Source organism: Vibrio sp., assembly GCF_038138445.1.
Classification (GTDB): Bacteria; Pseudomonadota; Gammaproteobacteria; order Enterobacterales; family Vibrionaceae; genus Vibrio.
The window spans coordinates 1-22,768 of sequence record NZ_JAYQDQ010000030.1 but is presented as its reverse complement, the minus strand read 5'-3'; the positions used below and the strand labels follow the sequence as shown (position 1 = coordinate 22,768).

At 43.7% G+C, this 22,768-nt stretch carries 20 protein-coding genes; 8 read left to right on the top strand and 12 right to left on the bottom strand.

What is annotated here, in order from left to right; all coding sequences use genetic code 11:
* Positions 1-7: 7 nt before the first annotated feature.
* A complete protein-coding gene (locus tag AAFM34_RS10040; RefSeq protein ID WP_341662408.1) occupies positions 8-1,051 on the top strand; it encodes a flagellin in 1,044 nt (347 codons plus the stop codon).
* Here AAFM34_RS10040 and AAFM34_RS10035 read toward each other — a convergent pair.
* Complete coding sequence (locus tag AAFM34_RS10035; RefSeq protein ID WP_341662407.1) at positions 1,048-2,049, bottom strand: metal-dependent hydrolase; 1,002 nt, start codon at positions 2,047-2,049, stop codon at positions 1,048-1,050. The genes AAFM34_RS10040 and AAFM34_RS10035 overlap by 4 nt on opposite strands.
* 201 nt (positions 2,050-2,250) lie before the next feature.
* On the opposite strand from AAFM34_RS10035, the gene AAFM34_RS10030 reads away from it, so the two are divergent.
* Entirely contained in the window at positions 2,251-3,021 is a 771-nt protein-coding gene (locus AAFM34_RS10030) for a transporter substrate-binding domain-containing protein (RefSeq protein WP_341662406.1), read from the top strand.
* Between the two features lie 147 nt (positions 3,022-3,168).
* On the opposite strand, the gene AAFM34_RS10025 is transcribed toward AAFM34_RS10030, so the two are convergent.
* Positions 3,169-3,702 (bottom strand): Ail/Lom family outer membrane beta-barrel protein, encoded by a 534-nt coding sequence (locus AAFM34_RS10025; protein WP_341662404.1) that lies wholly within the window; start codon positions 3,700-3,702, stop codon positions 3,169-3,171.
* A 406-nt stretch (positions 3,703-4,108) separates the two neighbouring features.
* On the opposite strand from AAFM34_RS10025, the gene AAFM34_RS10020 reads away from it, so the two are divergent.
* Positions 4,109-7,708 (top strand): hypothetical protein, encoded by a 3,600-nt coding sequence (locus tag AAFM34_RS10020; RefSeq protein WP_341662402.1) that lies wholly within the window; start codon positions 4,109-4,111, stop codon positions 7,706-7,708.
* 87 nt (positions 7,709-7,795) lie between these two features.
* Here AAFM34_RS10020 and AAFM34_RS10015 read toward each other — a convergent pair whose 3' ends face one another.
* From AAFM34_RS10015 to fliD, 10 genes are all read right to left on the bottom strand, one after another.
* Positions 7,796-8,749, bottom strand: coding sequence for a catalase (locus AAFM34_RS10015; protein WP_341662400.1), 954 nt, complete (start codon positions 8,747-8,749; stop codon positions 7,796-7,798).
* 156 nt (positions 8,750-8,905) lie between these two features.
* Positions 8,906-9,193 carry a hypothetical protein gene (locus tag AAFM34_RS10010; protein WP_114786884.1) on the bottom strand — a complete coding sequence of 96 codons (288 nt, stop codon included), beginning with the start codon at positions 9,191-9,193 and terminating at the stop codon, positions 8,906-8,908.
* A gap of 50 nt (positions 9,194-9,243) precedes the next feature.
* Positions 9,244-10,239: a flagellar motor protein MotB gene (locus tag AAFM34_RS10005; RefSeq protein WP_341662398.1), complete on the bottom strand. Its 996-nt coding sequence runs from the start codon at positions 10,237-10,239 to the stop codon at positions 9,244-9,246.
* A gap of 2 nt (positions 10,240-10,241) precedes the next feature.
* Positions 10,242-11,096, bottom strand: coding sequence for a flagellar motor stator protein MotA (motA, locus tag AAFM34_RS10000; RefSeq protein WP_152429902.1), 855 nt, complete (start codon positions 11,094-11,096; stop codon positions 10,242-10,244).
* Positions 11,097-11,105: 9 nt separating this feature from the next.
* Positions 11,106-11,834 carry a FliA/WhiG family RNA polymerase sigma factor gene (locus tag AAFM34_RS09995; protein WP_160926391.1) on the bottom strand — a complete coding sequence of 243 codons (729 nt, stop codon included), beginning with the start codon at positions 11,832-11,834 and terminating at the stop codon, positions 11,106-11,108.
* Positions 11,835-11,845: 11 nt separating this feature from the next.
* Positions 11,846-12,343, bottom strand: coding sequence for a flagellar basal body-associated protein FliL (gene fliL / locus AAFM34_RS09990; protein WP_160927759.1), 498 nt, complete (start codon positions 12,341-12,343; stop codon positions 11,846-11,848).
* Positions 12,344-12,363: 20 nt separating this feature from the next.
* Positions 12,364-13,377 carry a flagellar hook-length control protein FliK gene (locus AAFM34_RS09985; RefSeq protein ID WP_341662395.1) on the bottom strand — a complete coding sequence of 338 codons (1,014 nt, stop codon included), beginning with the start codon at positions 13,375-13,377 and terminating at the stop codon, positions 12,364-12,366.
* A gap of 2 nt (positions 13,378-13,379) precedes the next feature.
* Entirely contained in the window at positions 13,380-13,694 is a 315-nt protein-coding gene (locus AAFM34_RS09980) for a LafD (protein WP_114786889.1), read from the bottom strand.
* A complete protein-coding gene (gene fliS / locus AAFM34_RS09975) occupies positions 13,678-14,064 on the bottom strand; it encodes a flagellar export chaperone FliS (protein ID WP_341662392.1) in 387 nt (128 codons plus the stop codon). The genes AAFM34_RS09980 and fliS overlap by 17 nt, the downstream gene beginning before the upstream one ends.
* Before the next feature lie 9 nt (positions 14,065-14,073).
* The gene (gene fliD, locus AAFM34_RS09970) at positions 14,074-15,420 is read right to left on the bottom strand and encodes a flagellar filament capping protein FliD (RefSeq protein WP_341662390.1); all 1,347 of its coding nucleotides are present in this window, start codon (positions 15,418-15,420) and stop codon (positions 14,074-14,076) included.
* Between the two features lie 613 nt (positions 15,421-16,033).
* On the opposite strand from fliD, the gene AAFM34_RS09965 reads away from it, so the two are divergent.
* From AAFM34_RS09965 to AAFM34_RS09945, 5 genes are all read left to right on the top strand, one after another.
* Positions 16,034-16,489, top strand: coding sequence for a hypothetical protein (locus AAFM34_RS09965; RefSeq protein WP_341662388.1), 456 nt, complete (start codon positions 16,034-16,036; stop codon positions 16,487-16,489).
* Between the two features lie 56 nt (positions 16,490-16,545).
* Complete coding sequence (locus AAFM34_RS09960) at positions 16,546-17,283, top strand: DUF4150 domain-containing protein (protein ID WP_341662386.1); 738 nt, start codon at positions 16,546-16,548, stop codon at positions 17,281-17,283.
* A gap of 164 nt (positions 17,284-17,447) precedes the next feature.
* Positions 17,448-20,882 carry a toxin VasX gene (locus AAFM34_RS09955; RefSeq protein ID WP_341662384.1) on the top strand — a complete coding sequence of 1,145 codons (3,435 nt, stop codon included), beginning with the start codon at positions 17,448-17,450 and terminating at the stop codon, positions 20,880-20,882.
* Between the two features lie 12 nt (positions 20,883-20,894).
* Entirely contained in the window at positions 20,895-21,827 is a 933-nt protein-coding gene (locus AAFM34_RS09950) for a hypothetical protein (protein WP_341662382.1), read from the top strand.
* 29 nt (positions 21,828-21,856) lie between these two features.
* Entirely contained in the window at positions 21,857-22,720 is an 864-nt protein-coding gene (locus AAFM34_RS09945) for a hypothetical protein (protein ID WP_341662380.1), read from the top strand.
* Positions 22,721-22,768 lie beyond the last annotated feature (48 nt).

Below are 22,768 nucleotides of genomic sequence, written 5' to 3'. Positions count from 1 at the left end.
TACCAATATGGCAATGAGTACAGTAGAGGTTCGCACTCACAATGTGGCCTTGGCCGCGCATGATAGGACCTCGATTTCTCCTCCGCGATCGTCACAGCCTCAAAGCGATTTGAATCGTCCTCAAGCGTTAGCCCATCAGTTTACACCCGCATCGTATTCTGTCTCAGGGATGATGCTGACTCAAGGGCAGCAAAACGCAACCTCGGTGCAAATCGCTACGCGTTCTTATCAGGTAATAGGTGTTGAGCTCAGCAAAATAAAGCAAGGGCTGACACGTGCCATGCAAATGGGGAATGCGCAATCATCATCTTTGCAGCAAGGCTTATCGGGAGCGAAGAAAACCATTGAACAAACCCTTGAGCTGGCTCGCTTTGATGGTCAAAAAGTGATTGATAACCAATTAGAGCTGAAATTGAATCGGGCAGATATACGCCGCTTTTCTATTCCGGGGCTTGATGTTAATCGTTTAAGCGGAAAGGCTGAGCAGATTCGATTGGATTTTCCTCATGGTCAATCGGTAATGGTCGATTTTGATGGCCAAGCCAATGGCGAACAAGTGGTGAAAATGCTCGATCGCAGTTTGATTCCACTGGGCTTACGCGCGTCTCTTTCTGAGCAAGGAAGCATTATTTTTGAAGCGCCTGAAAAAGCATACGGTCAGATGCAAAAACAGGTACGAGTCACTGGCCAAGGTCACCGCTTTCCTGCAGGACAATCGAATGTGATGACTTTGCAAGCAGAGCCGGAAGGCATTGCGGAGCTGAGTTTTGACCTTGGATCGCGTGAAGGCCTCAAACGCAGTATTGCAAAGGTGAATAAGCTCTTGTGGCAAACGCGCACTGGACTTGAGCAGGCAAATGCGATCAAGGCTGAGCTCAATGGTCAAATACAAACTTTGTACCAACAGGCCTCTGTAATTTCGCCAGATCAAGTCGAAGAAAAATTTAAAGCTCTTAATTTACAAAGTGGCAGTTTTTCTTCAGCCTTGATGGCGCTTGGTGCACAAGCCAATGTTAAGCGCCACTCTGTAGTGGCTCTGCTACGAAACTAGCTGCCCAATAACATCTTGATAAAGGTTTCCCTTGTCGCCGGATTATTGTCTCTATGAGTGTTGAACTTAACATGTTCATCGGCATTTGCAGATGGTGATAATGTTATACTCCACAGCGCTTTTAATTGGTTGGGCAGCATAGAATAGCGTACGTCAATGATCCGCAGTGGGTTGTTGGGATCTTGTGCAACAAACCCTTGTGAGAACCAACGGAAGCGCTCAATATCTTTAGCCTGTTGGGATTGGAGGCTAAGCCAAGGAAAGTCTCTTTCTATGTTGAGCTTGGGCGTTGATTCGCCGGGGTACACTTGCGTTGATGTGCCAACCCGAACCGCATCGACAAAATACTCTTCATTGGTTTCATAAACGATCTTCCACACGAGGATATTGGCAAAGCTGGGTTTTGCTTCCAATCTTAATGGCTCATGCCCTCTCTGCTTTGCGACTTGCCAGCCAACGTCTTCAGCCCTCTCTTTTTGTATTAAGCCAAATACTGGGTAAAGCAGAGCCCAAAACAACGCGAGTCTTGCAAACCACGAGCTTGTTTTGACTAGTGTGAGTATAAGCAAAGCAAGGATAGGTAATGTGAAAGCAGGATCTATTATAGAGATGGTATTCCAAGCATAACGTTCACTCGACAATGGCCAAAATAATTGGGTGCCATAAGACGTGCAAAAATCAAGTAAGCCATGTGTGCCGTAGCCAAGGGCGCAATACAGCCAAGTTTGTTGAAACGATAGTCCACGTTTTTTGGCGATTAGAGGGTGTAAAACCAGTGCACAAGTAAGGCTTCCTATGGGAATAAACAGCAATGAATGGGTAAATTGGCGATGAAATTCTAAATACAATAGGGCGTCTTGTGATGATCGAATAAGCGTATCGAGGTCGGGAGCCATGCCAGAGAGTAAGCCTAATAGCCCAGCAACAACTAAGTGCTGTTTTTTACCGACTGCTTGTGGCAATGACGCGCCAAGTAACCCCTGTGTTAACGGATCCATCTCTTCTCCCAATCATGAGTTATCGATACTGACATCATATCCTGCAGGTTATGACTAAAGTACCTGGTGTGCCAGTAAGAAATCCACAACTTCAAATGATTCATGATGTTAAAACCTTAAGCTTTCGCTGATCTCGTGCTCTGAATTTGATTTATAGACTAGACTTTACTGGAATACCTGATGAGACCATAGGGGAAGGCAGTGAAGCCAAGAGTCTTGAGTTTGATTTTATTTTTTGTCGTGATGATCGCACCTGTAAAAAGTAACGAAGTGATATTAAGTGCTGATTTGTGGTGTCCGTATACTTGCGAACCATCTGCATACGATAAAGGTATTTTGGTCGATGCGATTGAGAGTATTCTGCGACAGTCTGGCCATCAACTTGATTATCAGTTAGTCAACTGGGCCAGAGCGATTAAGATGACACGCAGTGGAAAGTATGACGGCATAGTTGGTGCATACATAAACGATGCGCCAGATTTTGTTTTTCATCAAGAGCCGATTCAAATATCTAAAATGTGCTTTTTCGTCAAAAAAGATGACCCGTGGAAATATTTTGGGAAGGATACCTTAAAAAAACGAAAAATATCCGTGGTTAATGCTTACTCATATGGTGAGTACTTTGATAATTATATAGTGAAAAATCATAAACAAGGGGACAAGTCGATTGTTGAAATATCAGGGATGGATATTACTAAAACACGAGTCGAGCAACTCAAGAGTAATCAAATTGATACTGTGTTAGAGGATTGGCGCGTATTTCCCTACAATGTAGCTAATTATAAAAAGAATAATGATCCCCAGTGGAAAGCTGAGTTTAGAAATGCAGGGTGCTTACCTGGTGAGGGGCTGTTTATTGCTTTATCTCCAAACAGAGATATGTCTAAAGATTATGCTGAGATTATCAATAAAGGCCTTAAGCAGTTGGTAGATTCCGGCAAGCTAGATGAGATCATCAGTCGTTACGAATGATGTGTTCCATTGTTAATTCCTGCATATCACCTCAAATAAGTGAAAATCCGATACCACAATATTGATATCGGATTTTTTATCGCTTACTAATCAAGATCATGCAGTTGATAATCCATTTAGCTTGGCTGCGAGAGTCATCTTAGATAATTAGAAACGGTAGCCAAGAGAGACAGAGTAAGTCAGTGCTCTAGAGTCACTAAGGTGCTCACTTAACTCAACGCCTGTGTTGATAGCAAAACTTCTAGAAAGGTTGAATTCAAAGCCACCACCGGCTGCAAAACTGTCATCTTCAAGTTTTGATGTTGTGCGACCTAATTGCTTATTTTCTACTTCAAAGCGAGCGTAACCAACGGTTGCATAAGCGCTAACTACTTCATTAATGCGGTATGTTGGGCCGATATGGAAGCTTCCATAGCTGCGTGTTGTTTCTGAAACAGTAGTAATAGTTGGTCCAGGATCAAGGCGAGACTGAGTGTCACTGTCAGCAGTTCCTGTAAGGCTTGCAATAAAGCCTACAGGGCCATTTGCTTCATAGCGATATTTTAGTGTTAGGCCATGCAGCGCTTCGTTAACATGTTTAATATCGGTTTGAGCATAACCAAGGCTAACTGTATGGTCTGCTGCTTGAGCATTGATAGCTGCAGCGCTAAGCAGTGCAGCAATAGTGATGGTCTTTTTCATATATTTCTCTTAAGTAATAGGCATCCGATCATTCGGACGAATAGTTAAATAACTACTGATAATCATATTAATATCGTGTATTGCCAATACCAATACCTAAGTGGTGGGAATATTGTAATAATTCTTTAATATATGTTTCATTTTTTACATTAAAACTTATAGTGAAATGTTATAACTTTGTTTTTTATTGATTTTTGTTTTATAGGTTAGGAAGGTATTATATATTATTTGATTATAATTAATATCGTATAAAATTAATATAATAAAGCTTGTTTTTCATATTATATTATTTCACCACATATTAAAGTTGTCCTTATAGTTATTAAGATTTTCTGTTTACTAAGTGAATAGTATTTTTATTGTTTTATTTTTTTGATGAAGTAAACCACATTTATAAGGAATTAATATGTCCACCACACCATTAATAATACCACAAAATAATTTGAATCCATTGACCCGTGCAATTAGAGGAAATACAGATAACTGGTCAACTATGGTTTCGCTTTTGGTTGGTGACAAAATGCGAGCGATGGACTCAGTGAGAAATATTTTCGAGTGTTTTAAGCTTAACAACTTTATGCCTCGGTTTTACCAGACTCTGTTTCAAAACCAAGATAATGTGGAGCTCCAAAAAAATGGGATTGGTCTTAGTTCAGGATTTGAGGCTACCCGTCACTATAGTGGGCCACAGATAGCAGCCAAATTACATGAAGAAGTGATGGCATTTGCTGGTTTACTGTGCGCTGAGGGTATTGAACACCAAAATGGTGAAATAATCAGTAATCGACGTATTGATTATAGAGACACTAACCTCATTTATTCCGATAACGAAAAGTTTAGGCCTCACGCTGGCAGTTTATATTTTACTAACCCAAATGGTGATGACTACCTATATTTTATGCACTTTTCGGAAATGGTTCGTCTTGTTGATGGTCGAGTTACAGATGAAGACCGTAAGCATGTTTTAGAAAGGTTAAGGTACTATTATTACTCATTTCATTGGCCCTATAAGCTGCGTGGTGATAGTCAGTCTAAATCTGAGCTAGATGATAGATTGAGTACTTGGAGCGTGCCTCTACGAGAGAAAGTTAAAATTCCAACCACTGATGTTTTAAAGCAAAGGTATGAAGGTGATGTAGTACCAAAGCCTAATAAAACTTTTCGCTTACTTGAGCAGGCGGATATGCCTTCTGTGCATTCCAATGCCTTAGATGAAATGGCGGATGCTTTGGGTGAAGAACTTAAGCTCGAATATCAACGTAAAGTCAACGCTCTCGTTCTTGCTCGACAAGAACACTGTAAAAAACAAATACCTGTAGGGGTTATGCCCCGAGGGCTGCAAAAGGAATTCGAGATATTGGCCGAGACCTTTTCTGGTCAAAAGGAGGCTTTTGTTATGTGGGATACTTGGGGGAAATGGGACTGGGATCTAATGGTCACAGATTGTTTCTATTTAGATTATTCCTACAAGCAGCATCCTGAATGGCTGGGTGTCTTGTTTGATGTAGTCACTGGCAAAACATTCGAAATCCCCAAAGATACTGGGCAATTCATTGAATTTATTTCCAGTAATGAAGATTACCAGAAAGTGATTCAGCGAGGGTTATCAGCTTCAGCCATACCAGATTTAAATAAACCAAAATCGGAGTTACCCATTAGTGCTGAAGGTAAGGAGCATTTTGCCAGCACGATCACTGTTAGACCTAGCCCTCCTAAGACCCGTTACCCAAATATTCACTGGGGCGTACAGACCACTCTGCTTTCTGTTTCTATGGGGTTACTGACCCTGACAGACGATGAAAAACGTTACTTACAATCTGTTATCGATTCACCTTTGATTAACCGATCAGATAATTTCTTTGAGCGTCTTGGCGGGACATTTCGCAGCTCAAATGAGCGCTTTATTGCTAATCTTGGCCTTGGCTTAAAAGATATGCTAATTAAGCGACTTGAGTTGGATATGGACTATCAAACGACTAGCAATAGTGAGAAAAAGGCTAATGCTGTACTCGATGTGATCATTGATATTGGTAAAGTTTTGGTTCCCCTCATTAGTATTATTGCGGGGATCATTTTCCCTGGATTTTGGATTGGAGCAATGATAGGTATGGTTGCGACGATTGCTTTGGCAGTTGTACCAAAAATCATCAAAGGTGCCACCGGTGATGACCCCAATAAAGTATCCAGTGCTATTACCGAATCTGTTATTGATATCGTTGTTGAAGCGGGTGGCAACCTTGTTGGCCCTGCACTTGAGAAACTGAAATCTCTGATGACAAAAGTCTTCACGAAAATAAGTCGTAAGTTAGTAAAAGCAGGAGTGATTAGTGATACTTTCTTTAGTCGCTTGCGGCCACCTACAGATTGGCAAACGCCGTACCTAAGAAAAATGAAATTGGCCTCTGAAAATAGTGCGGGACCTTATGAAGGTAGGATTGGCAGTCGTTTGGAAGATGACTTTGATTTTGCAGCTGATTTTGTATACGGATTAGGTCCTTCTCGAGCTAAATATATCAGAGAGATACAAAGGGTAAGGCCTCATGTGGCTAACTATAACCCCATAATAGATCACTTCAACAATCACTTTAATAAAGAGGTCGTTGATATTATGGGGGCAGCAGCATGGAATGATGCCATCATTGCAGCTCACAGTAGGAACCTACCTTTGTTTAAGAAGAACTTTTCCGATCTTTCATTTTTTAGAACTCATAGGTCTATTAAGCAGGTACTCAAAGAAAACATATTTGAAGACGCTAAAAAGGCGCTGATGTACAGTGCTGATCAGTCGATAAATCCTGCCGGAAGAAATAATGAGTTGCTGTGGCGCTCCTATTTTGAGTTGGGTGAGCGGGACGCTAGATTTAAGGTGATAAACATCTATAAAGAGGTGCTGGAAAGTAAACGATTTAACGCAGTGAATAAGGGCTATCACTCTGTTGCAAATAATGTTGAGCCCTTTGCACCAAACAAGTTGTTTTTACGAGGGTCGTTAAATGGCATCATAAATGCTGAAAAATCTGGCGCAAAAATTCGCTTTATCCTTGATGACATTGATATTGAAAAAGTATTGACCGGTGCTCGTGGTTCCAATGGTATGGCAGTCACTAATGAAGAGTTAATCACTTCATTTGCCTATCGTGGCTTCGATAATGTGAAGTTTTACCGCGATGGACGACTGGTTGCACCGCCATGGAAAGGAAATATAGCTAAATGGAATGAAGCTTTGACCAAATACACGCGTCGCGATGCGATAGAATCGCTTAATGTGTCTGAAGGAACGCTGGATGTTGCGACAAAACTTGGTGATTTTGTCGCAAGTCGTCCAACTCCGACACTCTGGTACTTTACCAAAAAAGGGGTAAACATTGCGGCCAAAGTGAATGTAAAGCCACCATTGAAACATATGCTGATTTACGATAATCCTACAGAGCCAATCCAACTAAGTAACATGATGTTTGACGAGCAAATCAAATCAGGTGATACGGTACGCAATCAGGTCTTGGTCAAAGCTCAGCGCTTTTTACACACTCATGCGGCGTTAAGCGACTTCCGAGAGAGGTTATTTGACAGACATACTGGTGTGATGAGTGAAAACTTAGTCTGCTTTTCAATGGATTACTTAGATGCTTATAACGACAGGAATAGTGCTTCGATTGTTTTGTCAGATGGAGAGCGCACTTACGCCGAACACTTGAAGGGGGGTGAAGAAACACAAGTACTTTCGCAACGCCCATCGACCCCCACTGAGACTATGTCGACCATACTGTCTTTGCTTGATGTTTTGCGTAATGAGTTAAGGAGTCGTTACCCTTTACCTCCAGAAAACTGGCAGTTTATACGTCGTTATCCCGTTGCCTTTGAATATGCTTTTTCAGCAGGAGGACAACGTGCGGATATCAATAGAATATTTGTCGATGTTCGTGGAAGGCGAGAGTTTGAAAAAGCAAAACGAACATTTTCTAATGTGTTGAGCTTTTTGGATAATATCAACACCCTTTATATATAGATGGATGGTTTATACCTAAATTCTGTGTACTTATTTTGAAGTGTTCATAGTGGTGGTAGTTATAGGGAGGGAAACCCCTCCCTTCTATTACTGCTCAGAAAGTCTTCTTCCAAGTCCAACAGCATAGACTGCTGAGCGCGCAGCCAGCATAGGATCTTCTGATGGAGCAAAGCCCTGACTGATCGCCATTGGATCAAAGTTCATATTGGCGCACGTTCCCTCACTTTCAGCAACCGCTTTATTTACCGTCAGTTTTGCAACTGTGATCTTCTCATTGTCATCACTCCATTTGATATGCGGGTTTAAGATATCGTCATCTTGATTGGCGAGAGTTAACACCATATCCCAAGATACGCCACCATTTTTGATATTGGCTTGCATATTCTCCAAGAAAAAATCAGTCTGTGGTGTTTTGACAATGCCATGTTCTCCGGAAGGGACAAATGACCAACGCACTGGGGTTTTCTTTCCTTGCTCGTTCACTAAGTAAAAAGTGTTAATACTATTGTAGGTTGCCCCTTCATAGGGATGCAGTTCACTACTCAGCGCTGAGTGGTATTTTTTATATTCTTGAATTTCTGGATGAGATTGTACGAAAGCTTTGGTTGCTTCTGGGCCCTCTGATTGGGCAGCGAGAAAGGCCATAAAGTCAGCCACGGTTGAGGTTGGAAAGAAATGTTCCGTATTCATACTCATCATATGGATCTGGTTATCAGCGGTGGTGATTTGAAATGCTAGACCGTAGTGACCGGGCTGATTATCAGCAGGGTTCGCTTTACCGCCTTTGTGAGAGACACGGCCATACACTTTGGAGGTGCCAGAAAAAATTGGGCTGTTGGATAACTGGCTCACAGCACTATCGGTTGGCATGAACTCACCTTCAAAGCAAAAACCTTTGGTGTGATTTCTGCGTTTTCCTTCGGTAACGCCAAACAGTTTTTCAAATGTATCCAGATTTTGCGCTGGGCTTCTCTGTTCTTGAGCTAAGTTCGGTGTGCTCAGAATCGCTAGGCTTGTGGCTAAGGCAACTTTATTCAACATAATTCCATTCCTATTTCGGGCAATTTAATTGTGTGCAATGTATTTTCTATCAGAAAAGAATCGTTATGTATAGAAAATAATGACAATTAAGTAACTAAATTTTACAGAGTGTGGGAAATCCTTAGCAGAAGGAAGCCCCAAGAATGGTTTTAAATATCAGACAAGAAAGAAAAAATACAGGAAACAGACAAAGGCTAATAAGGTAGCCGACAAGGTAGGATAAATAATATAGGCGTCACGTTGATCGGTGCGCTGAAAGCACAGAAAGCTCAGCAGCACATTGTAGATGACCAGTAAGGTACTGATGGCCGTGCCACCGTTAAGTGTCAGTTCGTACAACTGGAAGAGAAATAAAGACAACAATCCATAGTCAATAACGATAAGCCATAAAAAGGCTTTACGCAGTGGATCTTTTTTCACGGGCTGATGAACAAATTGAGGCATGTGGATAATTACACTTGAGTTATCAGGCGCCAGTAGGGCGCCTGTTGAGGTTAAAGTTGTTGAAGAGGCGGTGGTGTAGCTTTCGAAGGTGCTTGGCGAGCATCAATCACCTTTTGACGAACCACAGGTTGGTTCTCTTTAGCTTGTTGCTTTGCCTGTTCGATTGGATTATTCGGTCTATCAGAAAAAAGCGTTTCTAAGACTTTGGCGGCTGGTGTGGTTAGCACAAAGAGTTCAATGCGGCGATTCTCGCTCGATTCAGGGTCGGCTTCATTGAGCAAAGCTTTGTCCGACATTCCCGTCACTTGCAATACGCGCTCATCTGGCATGCCGCCGACGACCAAAGTATGTCTGGCAACATTGGCTCGTGAGGCTGATAAATCCCAGTTTGAACGGCGATCTAAGTGTCCAATGTAACGTGTTGAATCTGTGTGGCCACTGATAATAATAGGGTTTTCAACTCTTTTAAAAATAGGCGCTAAAGCCAACAACAGGTCTTCAAAAAACGGCGTCAGTTTTGATGCACCACGACGAAACATAAAATGCTGCTCATCATCTTGCAAAACAATTCTCAGGCCCTGGGGTGTCACCGATATATGAACATTGCCTTGGGCATTAATTTGCTTGACCACGTCTTCAATTACCTTAGCCAGTGCGGTCAATCGCTCTTGAGTGTCGAACTTGCCTGGAATGAGAGAATCGGTTTCCGGTCCATCGCCATCGCCTTGAAAAAAGGAGCTGACAACATGGTTTGAATCATGTCGACTCGGCACCGAAGAATCGGTCGCCAAATCAATCGGCGAAATACTTTTAAGAGTATCAAATGGATTGCCGCTGCTTTTATCAAACACACTTGCGCTTTGAAGGTGAGCCATAATTGCTCGGCGATCTTCCTTATCGACGATTTGCATCACCCATAGCACCAAAAATAAGGCCATTAGGGCGATCATAAAGTCTGCAAATGCGACCTTCCACGCTCCGCCGCGATAGTCATCGTGCTCGAGCACCTTGCTTCGCTTGAACACAACCTGTTGTTGTCTTTGCATGTTTACTCCTGCTCAGCGAGCCATTTCTCCATTTGGTTAAATGTTGGTTTGATGTCTAGCTGAATGTGTTTACGACCCGCATCGATGGCCAATAGCGTAGGCTTTTTCGCCGCATAAGCGACCAGAGTTGCTCTGACACACTCAAATGCTGTCATGTTACGTCTCACTCGCTGAGCCATAGCATTGCTCAGTGGATCAAGACAGCAATAACAACCAAAGATACCGATAAAGGTACCGACCAGCGCAGCGGCGACATGGTAGCCGACCAGTGCGATCGATCCATCGATGGCTTGCATTGTGATAATAATGCCTCCAACAGCGGCAAGAATACCAAAGCCGGGTAGGGCTTCTGCGGTTCTGTGCATAGAGCGCGAAGGTAGCAGCATTTCCGTTTGGATAGCTTCTATTTCTTGCTCTAGAAGGCCTTCTAATTCATGAGGCGACATTTGTCCCATCGCCATTAAGCGCAAATTGTCGGTAATAAAAGAAATCAGCCGATAATCTTCTCCCACTTTGGGGTAGGCGAGAAAAATCGAGCTATGGTGAGGCGCTTCGATGTGCGAATCGAGGAACTTAAACCCTCGGCTACGTCCGATTTCAAGTAAATGGTTAAGTAGCGCCATAAGCTCCATATAATACTGGTATTCCTCTTTTGGCGCTGACATGGTCGCTTTGACTTGGCGACGCATTTCTTTTAATACCTGAGGTGGGTTTCCTATGATCAGCGAGCCTGCTGCGGCGCCGATAATAATTAAAAATTCTGCAGGCTGCCAAATGGCGCCAAGCTGGCCGCCTGCCCACATATATCCGCCAAAGACACAGAGTAAGACGGTGATGGCTCCAAAAAACTTTTGCATGTGTGACTCCTAGGAGGATAAGTAGTAATTGAGTTGTTTGAGTGCTTTTTTATGTAGCTGACAAATTCTTGGTGGCGTTAAATCCAGCACCAAAGCGATTTCATTAAGATTGAGTTCGTGCTGATAAAACAAGGTCATCAAAAGCTGGTCTCGCTGGGGCAATTTAGCTAATGCAGCTTCAAGGCTGCGGCGCGTATGCTCATGAGCCATGCCATCGTAAATGGCGTTGGACTGAGTATCGACGCCGTTTTCAATCAGCTGATCCAAACTTTGCATTTCACCCGCTAGTGCAGCGTTTTGCCTTGTCAGTAAATCCTTTTTGTCTGTGCCGAGCGCTTGAATGATTTCCGCGTCCGAGGGTTGGCGTCCAAGCTGGCGCATTAAATCTCTTGTCACATCATTGAGTTCATGGGCTTGCTGACGGGTTTGACGAGAGCGCCAATCAAGGCGGCGCAACTCATCTAAAATAGAGCCTCGAATCCGGCAAACGGCAAAGGCTGGGAAGTGGTCATCGTCAACATCGCCATAGCGCCTTCCAGCTTCAAGCAGGCCAATTAATCCGATTTGCTGCATGTCCTCCACACTGCAATGTGGGCTGACATGAACCCTAAGCTGATTGACGATCCGGTTCACTAGTACAGTATGTTTTTTTAGTAGCGCGGCTTCATCGATTGAGCTGTGATCAGCAAGCGATTGGCTTTGCATGACATAGTCTTGTTCAACGTTCATATCCAACATGACGTCACTCCTTACTGCACGACATATTTGGTCAGCAGTACATCATCGATATCGCGCACTATGTCGGTTTTTTGAAAGGCAAGTAACACGGTTTGTTTGATTTCGTTTTGCAGCTGTTCAATGGCTCCATCTTGGCGTAAATCTTCATACGTTTTATCGCTAAAGAGTTTAAGCAGCGCATTACGCACTACTGGCATGTAGTCATTAATGTTGGTGATGCGTTGTGGCCGACGGGTTTCCACGGCTAAGCCCAACATCACAAAGTGCGACTGTCGCTTGCCTTTGATACTTAGCACCACTTTTTCTAATGGATGAAAACTGGGCTGAAACGCTTGGTCAGGATCGTCAGTTAAAAAGGCGAGTGGCGAATCCTCCACCCAAGAGTCGGCGTTGGCTTGCTCGTGAGATTGCTTTACCAACCAAATACCACCAAAAACGGTAGCAGCAGAAACCAGAGCACTGGTGAGGATCATGGCGGCAAATACCGCGATCAGTTGTTTTTTTGTCATAGTCATTGCGCTATTCCTAATTAAGCGTGAGTACTGAGCCAATGCTCCGATGGGCTAAGAGAAAGTTGGTGGTCTGAATGCTCATTGCTGTCAATAATCATTGCCTGTTGCTCGTTGGAATGATTGGACGGATCCCGCGGGGTATCCCCAGAGCCGACATTGACATCGACATGCAAAAAGTTGTGATTTTGTAGCTCGGCTCTAAGCCTGTCTGAGACTTGCATCAGAGCTTCCCGCGTTGCTGTGGTACTGGCATTAATTTGCACGCTTAGCTTGTCACCCTCAACGCGTACCAATAAGTCCATCTTGCCAAGGTCAGGTGGGTCGAGCCGTATTTGTGCTTGCTGCAAATTTTGTTGAGCTTGAACCGAGACTCTGTCATGCAGCACTTGCATCATTTGCTCGCCCCATTTTGCTGAATTTGTATCTACCTTGATTGCAGCCCATTGTGCTGTAGGTGCTGCGCTTTCAACCCCTATACTGGCCTGCGCCGGAGCGGCTGGAGCACTTGGCGCAGCGTTTAACCCAGTGGTTAGGTTCGTCATAGTTAACGATGAAGGGCTATCTATGGGGACACTAGTGACAGAAGCGACTTTGCTCAAAGCAGCGAGGTGATTGCTTGCCTGAGCCGAGTTAGCCTGTACCGATTGATGAAAACCCTCTTGCAGGGCAGTGACGGTTGGCCCTGCCGCTGTCATAGGTTTGTTCGATGCAAAACTTTTAAGAGTAATTGGCTCATTGTGCCCTTTTACATTTTGCGCATAAGTTAACGCGAGCGTTGAATGAATGTCCGGTGCATTAGGCATGTCTACCAAAGGCTGCGCAGCGTCCGCTTGGTTTGTCGCTTCTTTGTCACTCTCTTGCGTAGCCTGAGCGGATTTGACAGAATGTCGGGACTTGCTCGAATTGGCCGCTTTAAGCGAAAACGAGTCACTGGGCGTCTTGTTATCGCTGGCTGGGTTGGCCTTTTTAACCAAGCCTTGCACATTGGGTGCTTTTGCCGCCTGCGGGGCGTCAAGTGATAGCGTTTGCATGGCTAATACTCCAGATTCATGGCCAAATGATAGGCTTGCGCTCTTTCGTGTTGAGCGTTCACCACATTCATGTCGGTTTGCAGCTCACCCATGGCTTTTTCAAGTGCCTCAATCGCGGCCTTATGCTCGGCTTTGACATCGGCAATTACTCCTACAAAGTTGGGTTCTTTAAGATAGGGTTTATGAACCTTGAGCAGCTCCCTTAACTGCAGGTCATAACGTTTTAGCGAGTGCCAGTCTTGAGTCTTGGTTGCAATGTGAATCAATTGAGCAAGATGGCGAAATCGCTCGGGGGAGACTTTATGCTTGCTGACCAAAACTCATCCATCCTTCACGTATGTTGTTCATCACATGCTCAACGCTAGTCAGTTTGTCGATATTGTTATTGACGCTGGCGTGGTAAAGCTCGATTTGGCAAAAGTCATAAAGCTGGTGGAGGCTTTGCGCAATTTCACCGCCGTTATCACTATCAAGTGCGCTATCAAGGCCAACCAAAATATTCATGCACTTATTGATGCCTGCGCCTTTTTCAGCCAATCGGCCTGAGGCAATGTGTCCGCGCACGCGTTCAATTTCGTTGAGTAAACCATCGATAAGCATCACCACCAATTGATGAGGGTTAGCCGCAGCAGCTTGTGCGTCGAGATCAACCTGTTGATAAGAGCTGTAACCTGAATCCATTAACATAAAAATCTCCTAGAGTGGTTGCCCAAACAATGATTTGGTTTGATTCATTTGGGTCATGATGGCGTTCATTTGGGTAAACTGTTTGAGGTAGCGGTCGTATGACATGTCGTACTTGCGATCGAGCGAGACCTTTTTGTCTTCAATCCGGTCAATGTTTTGCTTGAGTGCGTCTTTGCGTGATTTAAACAGGCCATCGGAAAATTGCAGGTAAGGCTTAACCAAGGTATCAAGCGAGTCGAGCAAGTTGTCATCGCCGTTGAACATATCTTCAAGCGCCGCGCTGTTGTTGGTTTGCGCTTTCTCGAAGCTGTCGGTGTCGAGTTTCATTTTTCCATCTCGACCGATTTCTATACCAATTTGGCTAAGCCTCATACCAGCAAATTCGCCGCGAACGGCGGATTTGACCTGGCTTTCAATTGACCGTAGGGTGGGGTCGCTTGCTAATGCGGCGCGAGTATTGGTTTCAACGTCGACTTTGCTGTATTTATCGAGCGTTGACATCAAAGCGTTGTAGGCATCAATAAACTGAGTGACTTGCTCCTTGGTGCCTTCTTTATCACCTTTAACATTCATGGTGAGCGGCGCGTCGCCTGCATCTTGCGCTTTGGTGACAGTGAGTTCAACACCATCGATGGCATCACTAAAAGTATTGCTGCTGTTTTCAAGCTTGAGCCCATCGCCCTGTTCCCCAAGCCAAATGATGGCATTCTGAGCTGGGCTGAGCTCCTTGAGACGGGTAAACGCGTCTTCAAACCAGCTTTCACCTGTGCCAGAGGCAGAAACCTCAACGGCGTTGTTTTTGCCCGTTTCTTCACTAGAGAGCATAAAGTGGGTTTTACCGCCAGATCGCACTAAGGTTGCGTTGACGCCGGGGTTATCTTCATGGTGGTTAATCGCAGAAACGAGGTCAGCAATGCTGGCTTGGCCATCGCCATCACTGTCTAAGCTGGCTAAATCAAGCAGCAGTTCTTTTCCATTGACTTTCAATGTCAGTGTGCCCGTTAGCGGTACTTGGGTGCTTGGTTCTAAGGTCTCCGGCATTCCAACTGAAACTTGATGAGAGGTTGCCACCCTTTCGACAAAAATCTGGTAGCTTCCTGTCAGTGCATTCGATTCCGCGCTGGCGGTTAACACGCCTTCGCTTGACACCTTGGCGCTGTTTTTGATGATCCCAGAGCTGCTATTGTTCATCTCATTGACGGCGGTACGAAACTCACGCAGCGCTGACTCCACCTTACCCAGTGCATCAAGCTTTGATTGGTATTGAGAAGCTTGCTTGGTATAACGCTGCTTAAATGGCTGCACATCAAAGGTTGCTAGTTGTTGCGCCATGGTGGCTGGATCGATTGAACTCATTTGAATACTCCTTTGCTGTTTGCGCTCCGCCTTTTGGGGATACACCAGACTTGATCCATTGATTTACACAATTCGAAACTAGGAGTTTTGCAAGACAAGTGCCAGCTATTAAATCTATATAAATCAGCACTTTGTTTCTAAAATTAGGCGGTTGCGGAAGTGACTTTTCCCATTTAGGTATTCCGCTATTTCCTGCTGTCTTTGCTCCGCTTCCTAGTAGGATTGCCCCAATCGATTGAGGCGACCTGTGGCTATGTTTGATTAAATTGAAAAACAGGCTTTGGCATTGTGATTGGTGAGTGAAACGCGCGGCTGATGGCCGTGGAAGGCGATCTGATGATGGGGGATGAACAGAAGAAATCTATTGGCTGTCAGATCAAGTTGAAAAAATGTGTGAATTAGTACGGTATTTTAAATTAATTTCATAACCCAAAAATGCTTTTTGTCTGGCTGGTTTGTGGTCTATCAACGAGTGGCGGCGTAAATCTTGGTTTTAATATGCAGGTTTTACTAGTGAAAAGCACATTTTTGACTGTTATTTGGACACTTTTCATTTGGCACATGTGGTGGTAGATTCGCCCTCACATTTGATTATTTTGTGAGTATGATGGCCATGACTACGACTACGTTTGGTTCTAACCCCGCCTTTCGCGCTGCACGTTTTGGATTAATAAAACAGATCCACCCTGACAGCCAACAAGTCAGCGTTGACTTTGAAGACAACCCAGCAGGTGAACCTATTTGGGCCTCGATTGGCCGACCATTTAGCCGCGCGCAGATTAATTTAGCGATCGATAATCAGCTCGAATGCAAGATCACATTTATGAACAGCGATCCTTCATTACCTATTTTGCGAGACATTTATTTCTCTTATCTTGATAAAAGAGAGCTAGTGATCAAAGCAGAAAAAGTGGTGTTGGAAGGCTCCAAGTCCGTCACCTTGCAAAGTAATAAAGCCTCAACGCATTATGATGGTCACAGCGGCCGAGTGACGACTAAAGCTCAGTACATCACCTCACAGGCGGAAAAGACGCAAAAAATTAAAGCCAGAAAAATCGACCTTAACTAGCTTTTTACGCCTTTAAAACACGAACCAATCAATCGCTCCCACGACGAGAATAGATTATGCCAGTTACTATCAATGCCAATGGATTAAGTATCGTTCACAAAGGGTCAGGCGGTGAAGCTAATGCGACCTCTCCTGATGTATGTTTAACGACTGTTGGTCCCGCAGTTGTGCCGATTCCTTATGGTAATAATGCGAAATCGGCCGATCTTGTTGATGGTACCACGACAGTCTGCGCTGATGGTGGCAATAGCATTGCTATCAAAGGCAGTAAATTTGCGGTCAGTACTGGCGATGCCGATGGTGACCAAAAAGGCATTTCGTCGGGAACGATTGAAGATGAAGCGGAATTTATTTCTGCCTCAGCCAATGTGCTTATGGAAGGTAAAGGCGTAGCACGTCTAAGCGATCAAATGACCATGAACAAGGGCAACACCACGTGCATGGGCGGGGTACAAAACCCCTGTGTGACGGTTTCCCCTGAGCTTGATATTCCCTCAACGTGCGAGATATGTGTGCGTTATCCCAACGGCAAGCGTCTGACCAATGCCCCTTACGCATTAACCGATGAAGGGATTACGCCACTTGGCGCTGGCGCGTTAGATGGCTCAGGTAAGTCTTTTGTTTCTAGTTTAATGCCGGGTAAAGTTAAACTAGTGATGCAAGAGAGCCAAGATGCTTTTTGTCTCTCTCCAGTTCGGCGCACCAATCCACATTGCATTGAAGAAATCAGTGACGACGACTTTTTGATAAGGCGCGCAAACGTAATCAAGGCTTTTGGCAACCGACAAGGGTAGAAACTGGGCTGGCGCCATGGGGCGCAATTGGCCATGAGCTTACCACCGACCGCTATTTTCAAGATATTGTTGGCCTAGAAACACGCCTGCATTATACCCACTTGCACCCTGCGACCGAGTTCAGCTTAGAAAAATCCTGTGAAACTTTAGTTGGCAATCTAAATATGCCACTGCCACACACCACAGAAGCCATGCTCGCCTATACCATGCCGATGATACTGGAAGAGGGTGAAATACTCTCGGCCATACTGCGTCTTGCGCCGTATGAAACCACAGATCGTTTGCTGGCTTTCATTCGCGCCCGTGGTGAGGGTAACCCGCAATCTTACCTTAACGATTATGATTGGGCAGCAGCGAAAAAAGCCGTGAATGAAAGCTTCGACAGCTTGCTGAAAAAGCTTCAATCTAGGTTGGAGTTTTTGCGCGACCAAGCCAGCAAACTTAAATACGCCTATTTATCCGATGAGCTATTTAAAAAACACATCAACACCATTAAGACCTACGGCAAGGGGTTAACTGAGCTTATCGCAGGCGTGTTTGCCAAAATGCAGCTTAGGGTGTCTACGTTAATGAGCAATACCGCTAATGTTAAGGTAATTAAAGCCGCTGACAACGTCTATTCTGCTGAAGCGGGAGTAATTGAAACCGTAGTCAACACCACACAAACCATCGACTTGGTCGAGCCCTTTATGAACGAAGTGGCGGGTAAAATAGCCGACGTGTTGCCAATTTACCCAGTGCGCTATGGCTATGCCAACTTCTTTGACACCATTATGCCCGCCCAAGCGCCGCCCACTCTGCCAGAAATGGCCAGCGCTTCTGGCCTTAATGAAACCGGCGGCTATATCTTGCGCCTGTTGCGTGAAGGTTGGATTTACATCAAAGAGGAAGAAGGAAAAGCCGATAATCAGCAGATCCATATCTTCCGCTACGCGCAAACCGAAACCGCGACTGGCGTGATTGAAAAGTTTGAGAAATACTATTTCACCAATGAAGAAAATGCCCAAGACGGCTTAACGCTGGATATCTCATCCGGCGCGACTTTCTACCCGTTTGCTTTTGTCACCAATGGCACACAAAAAATCTCGATTGCTTACTCAGAGCACGAATGGGCCGCCGACATCATAGACAAGATGAACAGCGACCAAGAATGGCGCACCAAAGCCATGCAGCAAGTTGACATGGCTGCCAGCGATGACTTTAGCGATACCGCTACCCAAGATACCTTAAGTCGTTTGGTCGAAGATTACCGCAGCCATGATGTGAAATGGCTAGCGGATAAAAACAAAGACAAGCCCAGCAAATACGGCTTGGATGTGTTCACCACGGCGAAAAACTACTACCTTGCTGCTGATGAGCTGGTTGAAACCATGCAAAAAAGCCACAGTGAACAAAAAGACGGCTCGCTTGTCGCCTTGTTTGATCCTGTCGGGCGGCAGGCGGATATAGCATTTGCATTAACAGTGATGACAGTTTGGGAAGAAAAAGATCGATCAAACAAACGTTATCCTAGAGAGATTGCTAAATTTCTTAATCAATCATTCCTGAATGAAAAAGCGCACCCTGAAGTGAGAGAAGCCGCGCTAGAGCATCTTAATATGGAAGCTTTGAATGCTTTCAACAAAGAAACGACAGAACTACAAACGGCTTTTAGCGAATTTAGGGCTAAGGTAGTGGATCTATACGCAAGCTACGCCTATCAAGAATTATCAGATGGAGGTTTAGGGTCTTTAGATACTTACTTGAAAATGTACTTTGACATTAAATCTGATGCGCTTTCACACCCTGAAGTGGAAGCAATGAAAATTGCGGGTTTAACAGAGAGCATTTTTGAAGGTGTGAGTTCTTCAAAAGAAGGACAAGAAATCTTAGTTGAGATGATTGATGCTGCGTATGAAAATGACGAAGATTTGCAAAACTCAAACAACACTTACTATTTACTTATAGAGCAGCTTAAGAAGACCCTTACTCAATGTAGAGCTGGCACAGAATGGAGTGAAGTCATCCAGCGCACTCCAGAAGTGTTTGGCAACCTTTGGGCTAATGCTCGTGCCACAAAAATATATGGCGAGCAGTTGGCAAAAGAGTTTAGAACTAAGCTTTCGGCTAAAGCGATAAATGAAATAGCTGAGTCCTTGCTACCCACTTTTTACCACAAAGTCGCGGGTATCACTATTACGGGCAACTCGGTTAATGTTACGCAAGAGAAGCTTGCAGAAATTCTTGCAGGTCACATTGATTCTGGTGGTAAAAATACATTTAATATATCTATTGCTCAAAAGCACTTAACTTGGGCTAAAAAGCTAACAAAATCGTTGAATGCGAAACAAGAAAATTACCAGTCCAAAGTATTCAGCTTACCGGAAATATCAGTAGAGCTTGTACCTTTATTGAATGGTAAGCCGAAAGTTGGCCCTGTTTCTGACTGGTTAGGGCTTGGTGGAGGCGGTGCTCTGACAGTTTGGTCATGGTTTGTAAACCAAGAGACGCTTTACTCAGTTCTTGCTCAAAGCAATCATCAAACCGCAGATCCACTTGTAAGGTCGAAATTAGCCTATGATACCTTTAACCTAATTTCTGCGTTGGCTGCGATTACTGTTGACTCAGCCTCTGTTGGTAAGACGGCGCTGGATATTTCTGCTCGAGTGACTAAAGCATTGGGTAGCGATGCACTGGCTGCCAAAGTATTGCCGAAAATTAACACTGGTCAGTTGAGGCTAGGAACATTTCTGGCTGCGAAGCTTACTGCAAGCCTAATTATTGGAGCTAATTTAGCCATGGCCGTTATATCAGGGTTAGATAGCAGAAATGATTGGCAGAAGGGGAATATTGGTGGGGCGATTGGTAACGCGGCTTTTTCTGCTTCAGCGGTATCATTTGGTGTTGGGGCGGCAGGATCTATCTTGGGTATATCAACGACGGGTATAGCCATATGTACTGGTATTGGCTTTGCGCTGCTAGCATTAGGTGGTTTAATTACATGGATTTACAGTCGAAGCCAAATTGAAAACTTACTTGCTAGCTGCTTTTGGGGTAAAGATGAATTTTATTCATTTTGGTATTTTGAAAAAGGAGGTAGTTTGGATATTGCTACAAGAATTAATGTAGCCAGTACTATTTCTAAGCGGAAAGACATCCAAACTGCTTTTGCTATAGAGGTTCAGGAATTTGCTAACCTTTTACTAAATCCTTCGGTTGAAGTTCAGAAGGAAGGTGATTTTCTTAGTTCGAATCAAAACGTTGTTTACCAATTCAAACTACCAGCTTATGTAGATAGGGTATCTGAAATTTTTGGCTCTATACAGAAGCTAAAAGTAGATACTAGACAGCCTATTCAGAGTATGGGTCAAGTAGAGTTGGATGAAAACGCAACTCAAGCTTTCTCAAATGCCCTAAGTCTAGCACTAAAAGATCCTAGTAAACATAAACTTGAAGATGGTATGTTACATTTGACTGTAGAAGTTGAGCAACCCAAGGACTCATATTTGTATTGGTATTACCAGCCAGAGCCAAGTGTTATGGTTCCAAAGCGCATGCTCACCTACGATGGTCTTGCCAAGCAAGCATTTATTGGAATGAAAGACGATAAATTCCTATAGGAAAAAAAGACAATGAGACGCGGAAAATTTAAACCATTTTGGAAGTTAGAGCACGCTCGGCCATTTAATGAGCTGCGCACTTGGTTTGGTGAAAAAGTCACACTTGATACTTATCAAGATCCTCTTAACTCTATTATGTATGTGGATGACCAAGTCTTATCTGTAGGTACTCCGTATAACAATTTCCGCCTCGCTTTTTTTATTCCTTGGGTCGTAGCGTTCTGGATTTTGTTATTTATGATGGTTAGTGACTTTGGCCCTAATACAGGTGAAATATCATCAGCCAATGCTATGGTTCAAGCTAAACGAGAGTTAGATATTAGAGGCGAGTCGTACGATCCAAGGGACTATATTTACTATGAAATGCTTGTGGGTGATGATGGTAAAAGCTCATTGGGTGAATACCTAAATGCCGTAAGTAAATACGGTGGAAAACTTTATATCAAGAGAGTTTATACAGACATTGTCATTATATGCGTTCTTTTTGTTATATCGCTGATGAGTACTTTGGCTCTGCTTAGATTCCCTCGTATGGCTGATATCTATTTTGACCGCCGTAGAAGAATTGTTTACACGTGGCGCTTGGGTAAGGTGGCCGCGTGTCACTTTGATAACCTTGGTTTTCGTGAAACCGCGCATGGTCTTAATTTGTTACTTATGAGTGAAAACAAAAAGCGCCAATACTGGCCAGCGAACTTTACTGTTCAACCAACTGGCAGGCCACACTTAAACACTGAGAATGATAACACCGAGTTTATCGCACAAGTTTTTGCTTTTATGGATAAAGGAAAAAAGGCGGTTATTACAGGGGAGCGATTTGAGCGCGCTTACCCTAAATCGTACTTATTTGTGGATAAAAAACCAGACAATTTTGACCATAGAGTAGAAGAAATTCTAAAAAGAGATAGTGAGCTACCAGATCTCTATGCTAAGCATTTATTTTAGTTTTATTTACTCAAAAAAAGTGTGATGCAATGAGAAATAAAAGTGGTATCAACAAACTCATTGATATCAAAGACGAGTGCTTAGATGAAATTGAATTAGTTGCGCTAGATGATCCGCGAGAGCCAATTATGTCGGTTAATGATCGTATTCTGGCGATTCGAAATGGTGTGCATAATTATCGTTCACACTACATTCTCCCTATGGCTATTGGGTTCTGGTGCTTTCTATTTTTTGTAGTTTCTGATCTTGGTCCAAGTTCATCTGAAATTAAGTTTGCGCGCAGTATTTTGGTAAAATATGAAACAAACTCGTCTTTACTTAGTGAAAGAAATTATAACTATTACAAAACAATGTTAGGGGAGGATCAAAATAGTGGCATACTTGACTATATCAAGGCTGCGCATTTATATGGGGGAGAAACGCATCAACGTCGTCAAAACGAACGCTTATTAATCATTTTGGTACTGTTTACTATATCGGTAGCGCTAACTTATTGGTACTTGCGCTTTCGTATTATGGCGTATCTCTTTTTCGATAGAAAAAAGCAGATTGTTTACACATGGCGTAAAGGGCGTGTGGCGGCTTGTCGTTTTGAGAATATAGGCTTTCGTGAAGAAACGCTTGGTTTACGGCTATTCCTATATGGTGAAAAGAAAAAGACGGAGGATGGCTATACGTATAAAGAAGTGGAGTTTCTTATTCAGCCTTCAGAGTCCATGTTTTTTAACAGTAAGCAAGACAACAACCTTCTTCTAGCCCAGTTGTTTGCTTTTATGGGAACAGGGAAACATGCCGTGATTAAAGATGCTCACTTTGAAAGAGAAATGCCGAGAACATGGCAAGCTAAAGACAAACAGCCAGAAGACTTTGATGCTAGGCTCGATGAAATGTAAGCTGGCGGTAAACCCCATCTAATCATTTCCTTTTAAATTCGGTATTGT

Bases quoted from the DNA above. Each gene is read 5' to 3' on its own strand.
- AAFM34_RS09955 (WP_341662384.1), top strand. From the start codon at position 17,448: ATGCCACTGCCACACACCACAGAAGCCATGCTCGCCTATACCATGCCG.
- AAFM34_RS09965 (WP_341662388.1), top strand. From the start codon at position 16,034: ATGACTACGACTACGTTTGGTTCTAACCCCGCCTTTCGCGCTGCACGT.
- AAFM34_RS09995 (WP_160926391.1), bottom strand. From the start codon at position 11,834: ATGTTGGATATGAACGTTGAACAAGACTATGTCATGCAAAGCCAATCG.
- AAFM34_RS09985 (WP_341662395.1), bottom strand. From the start codon at position 13,377: ATGCAAACGCTATCACTTGACGCCCCGCAGGCGGCAAAAGCACCCAAT.
- fliS (WP_341662392.1), bottom strand. From the start codon at position 14,064: ATGTTAATGGATTCAGGTTACAGCTCTTATCAACAGGTTGATCTCGAC.
- AAFM34_RS10025 (WP_341662404.1), bottom strand. From the start codon at position 3,702: ATGAAAAAGACCATCACTATTGCTGCACTGCTTAGCGCTGCAGCTATC.
- fliL (WP_160927759.1), bottom strand. From the start codon at position 12,343: ATGACAAAAAAACAACTGATCGCGGTATTTGCCGCCATGATCCTCACC.
- AAFM34_RS10020 (WP_341662402.1), top strand. From the start codon at position 4,109: ATGTCCACCACACCATTAATAATACCACAAAATAATTTGAATCCATTG.
- AAFM34_RS09960 (WP_341662386.1), top strand. From the start codon at position 16,546: ATGCCAGTTACTATCAATGCCAATGGATTAAGTATCGTTCACAAAGGG.
- AAFM34_RS10040 (WP_341662408.1), top strand. From the start codon at position 8: ATGGCAATGAGTACAGTAGAGGTTCGCACTCACAATGTGGCCTTGGCC.
- fliD (WP_341662390.1), bottom strand. From the start codon at position 15,420: ATGAGTTCAATCGATCCAGCCACCATGGCGCAACAACTAGCAACCTTT.
- AAFM34_RS10010 (WP_114786884.1), bottom strand. From the start codon at position 9,193: ATGCCTCAATTTGTTCATCAGCCCGTGAAAAAAGATCCACTGCGTAAA.
- AAFM34_RS10015 (WP_341662400.1), bottom strand. From the start codon at position 8,749: ATGTTGAATAAAGTTGCCTTAGCCACAAGCCTAGCGATTCTGAGCACA.
- AAFM34_RS09950 (WP_341662382.1), top strand. From the start codon at position 20,895: ATGAGACGCGGAAAATTTAAACCATTTTGGAAGTTAGAGCACGCTCGG.
- AAFM34_RS10005 (WP_341662398.1), bottom strand. From the start codon at position 10,239: ATGCAAAGACAACAACAGGTTGTGTTCAAGCGAAGCAAGGTGCTCGAG.
- AAFM34_RS09945 (WP_341662380.1), top strand. From the start codon at position 21,857: ATGAGAAATAAAAGTGGTATCAACAAACTCATTGATATCAAAGACGAG.
- motA (WP_152429902.1), bottom strand. From the start codon at position 11,096: ATGCAAAAGTTTTTTGGAGCCATCACCGTCTTACTCTGTGTCTTTGGC.
- AAFM34_RS10035 (WP_341662407.1), bottom strand. From the start codon at position 2,049: ATGGATCCGTTAACACAGGGGTTACTTGGCGCGTCATTGCCACAAGCA.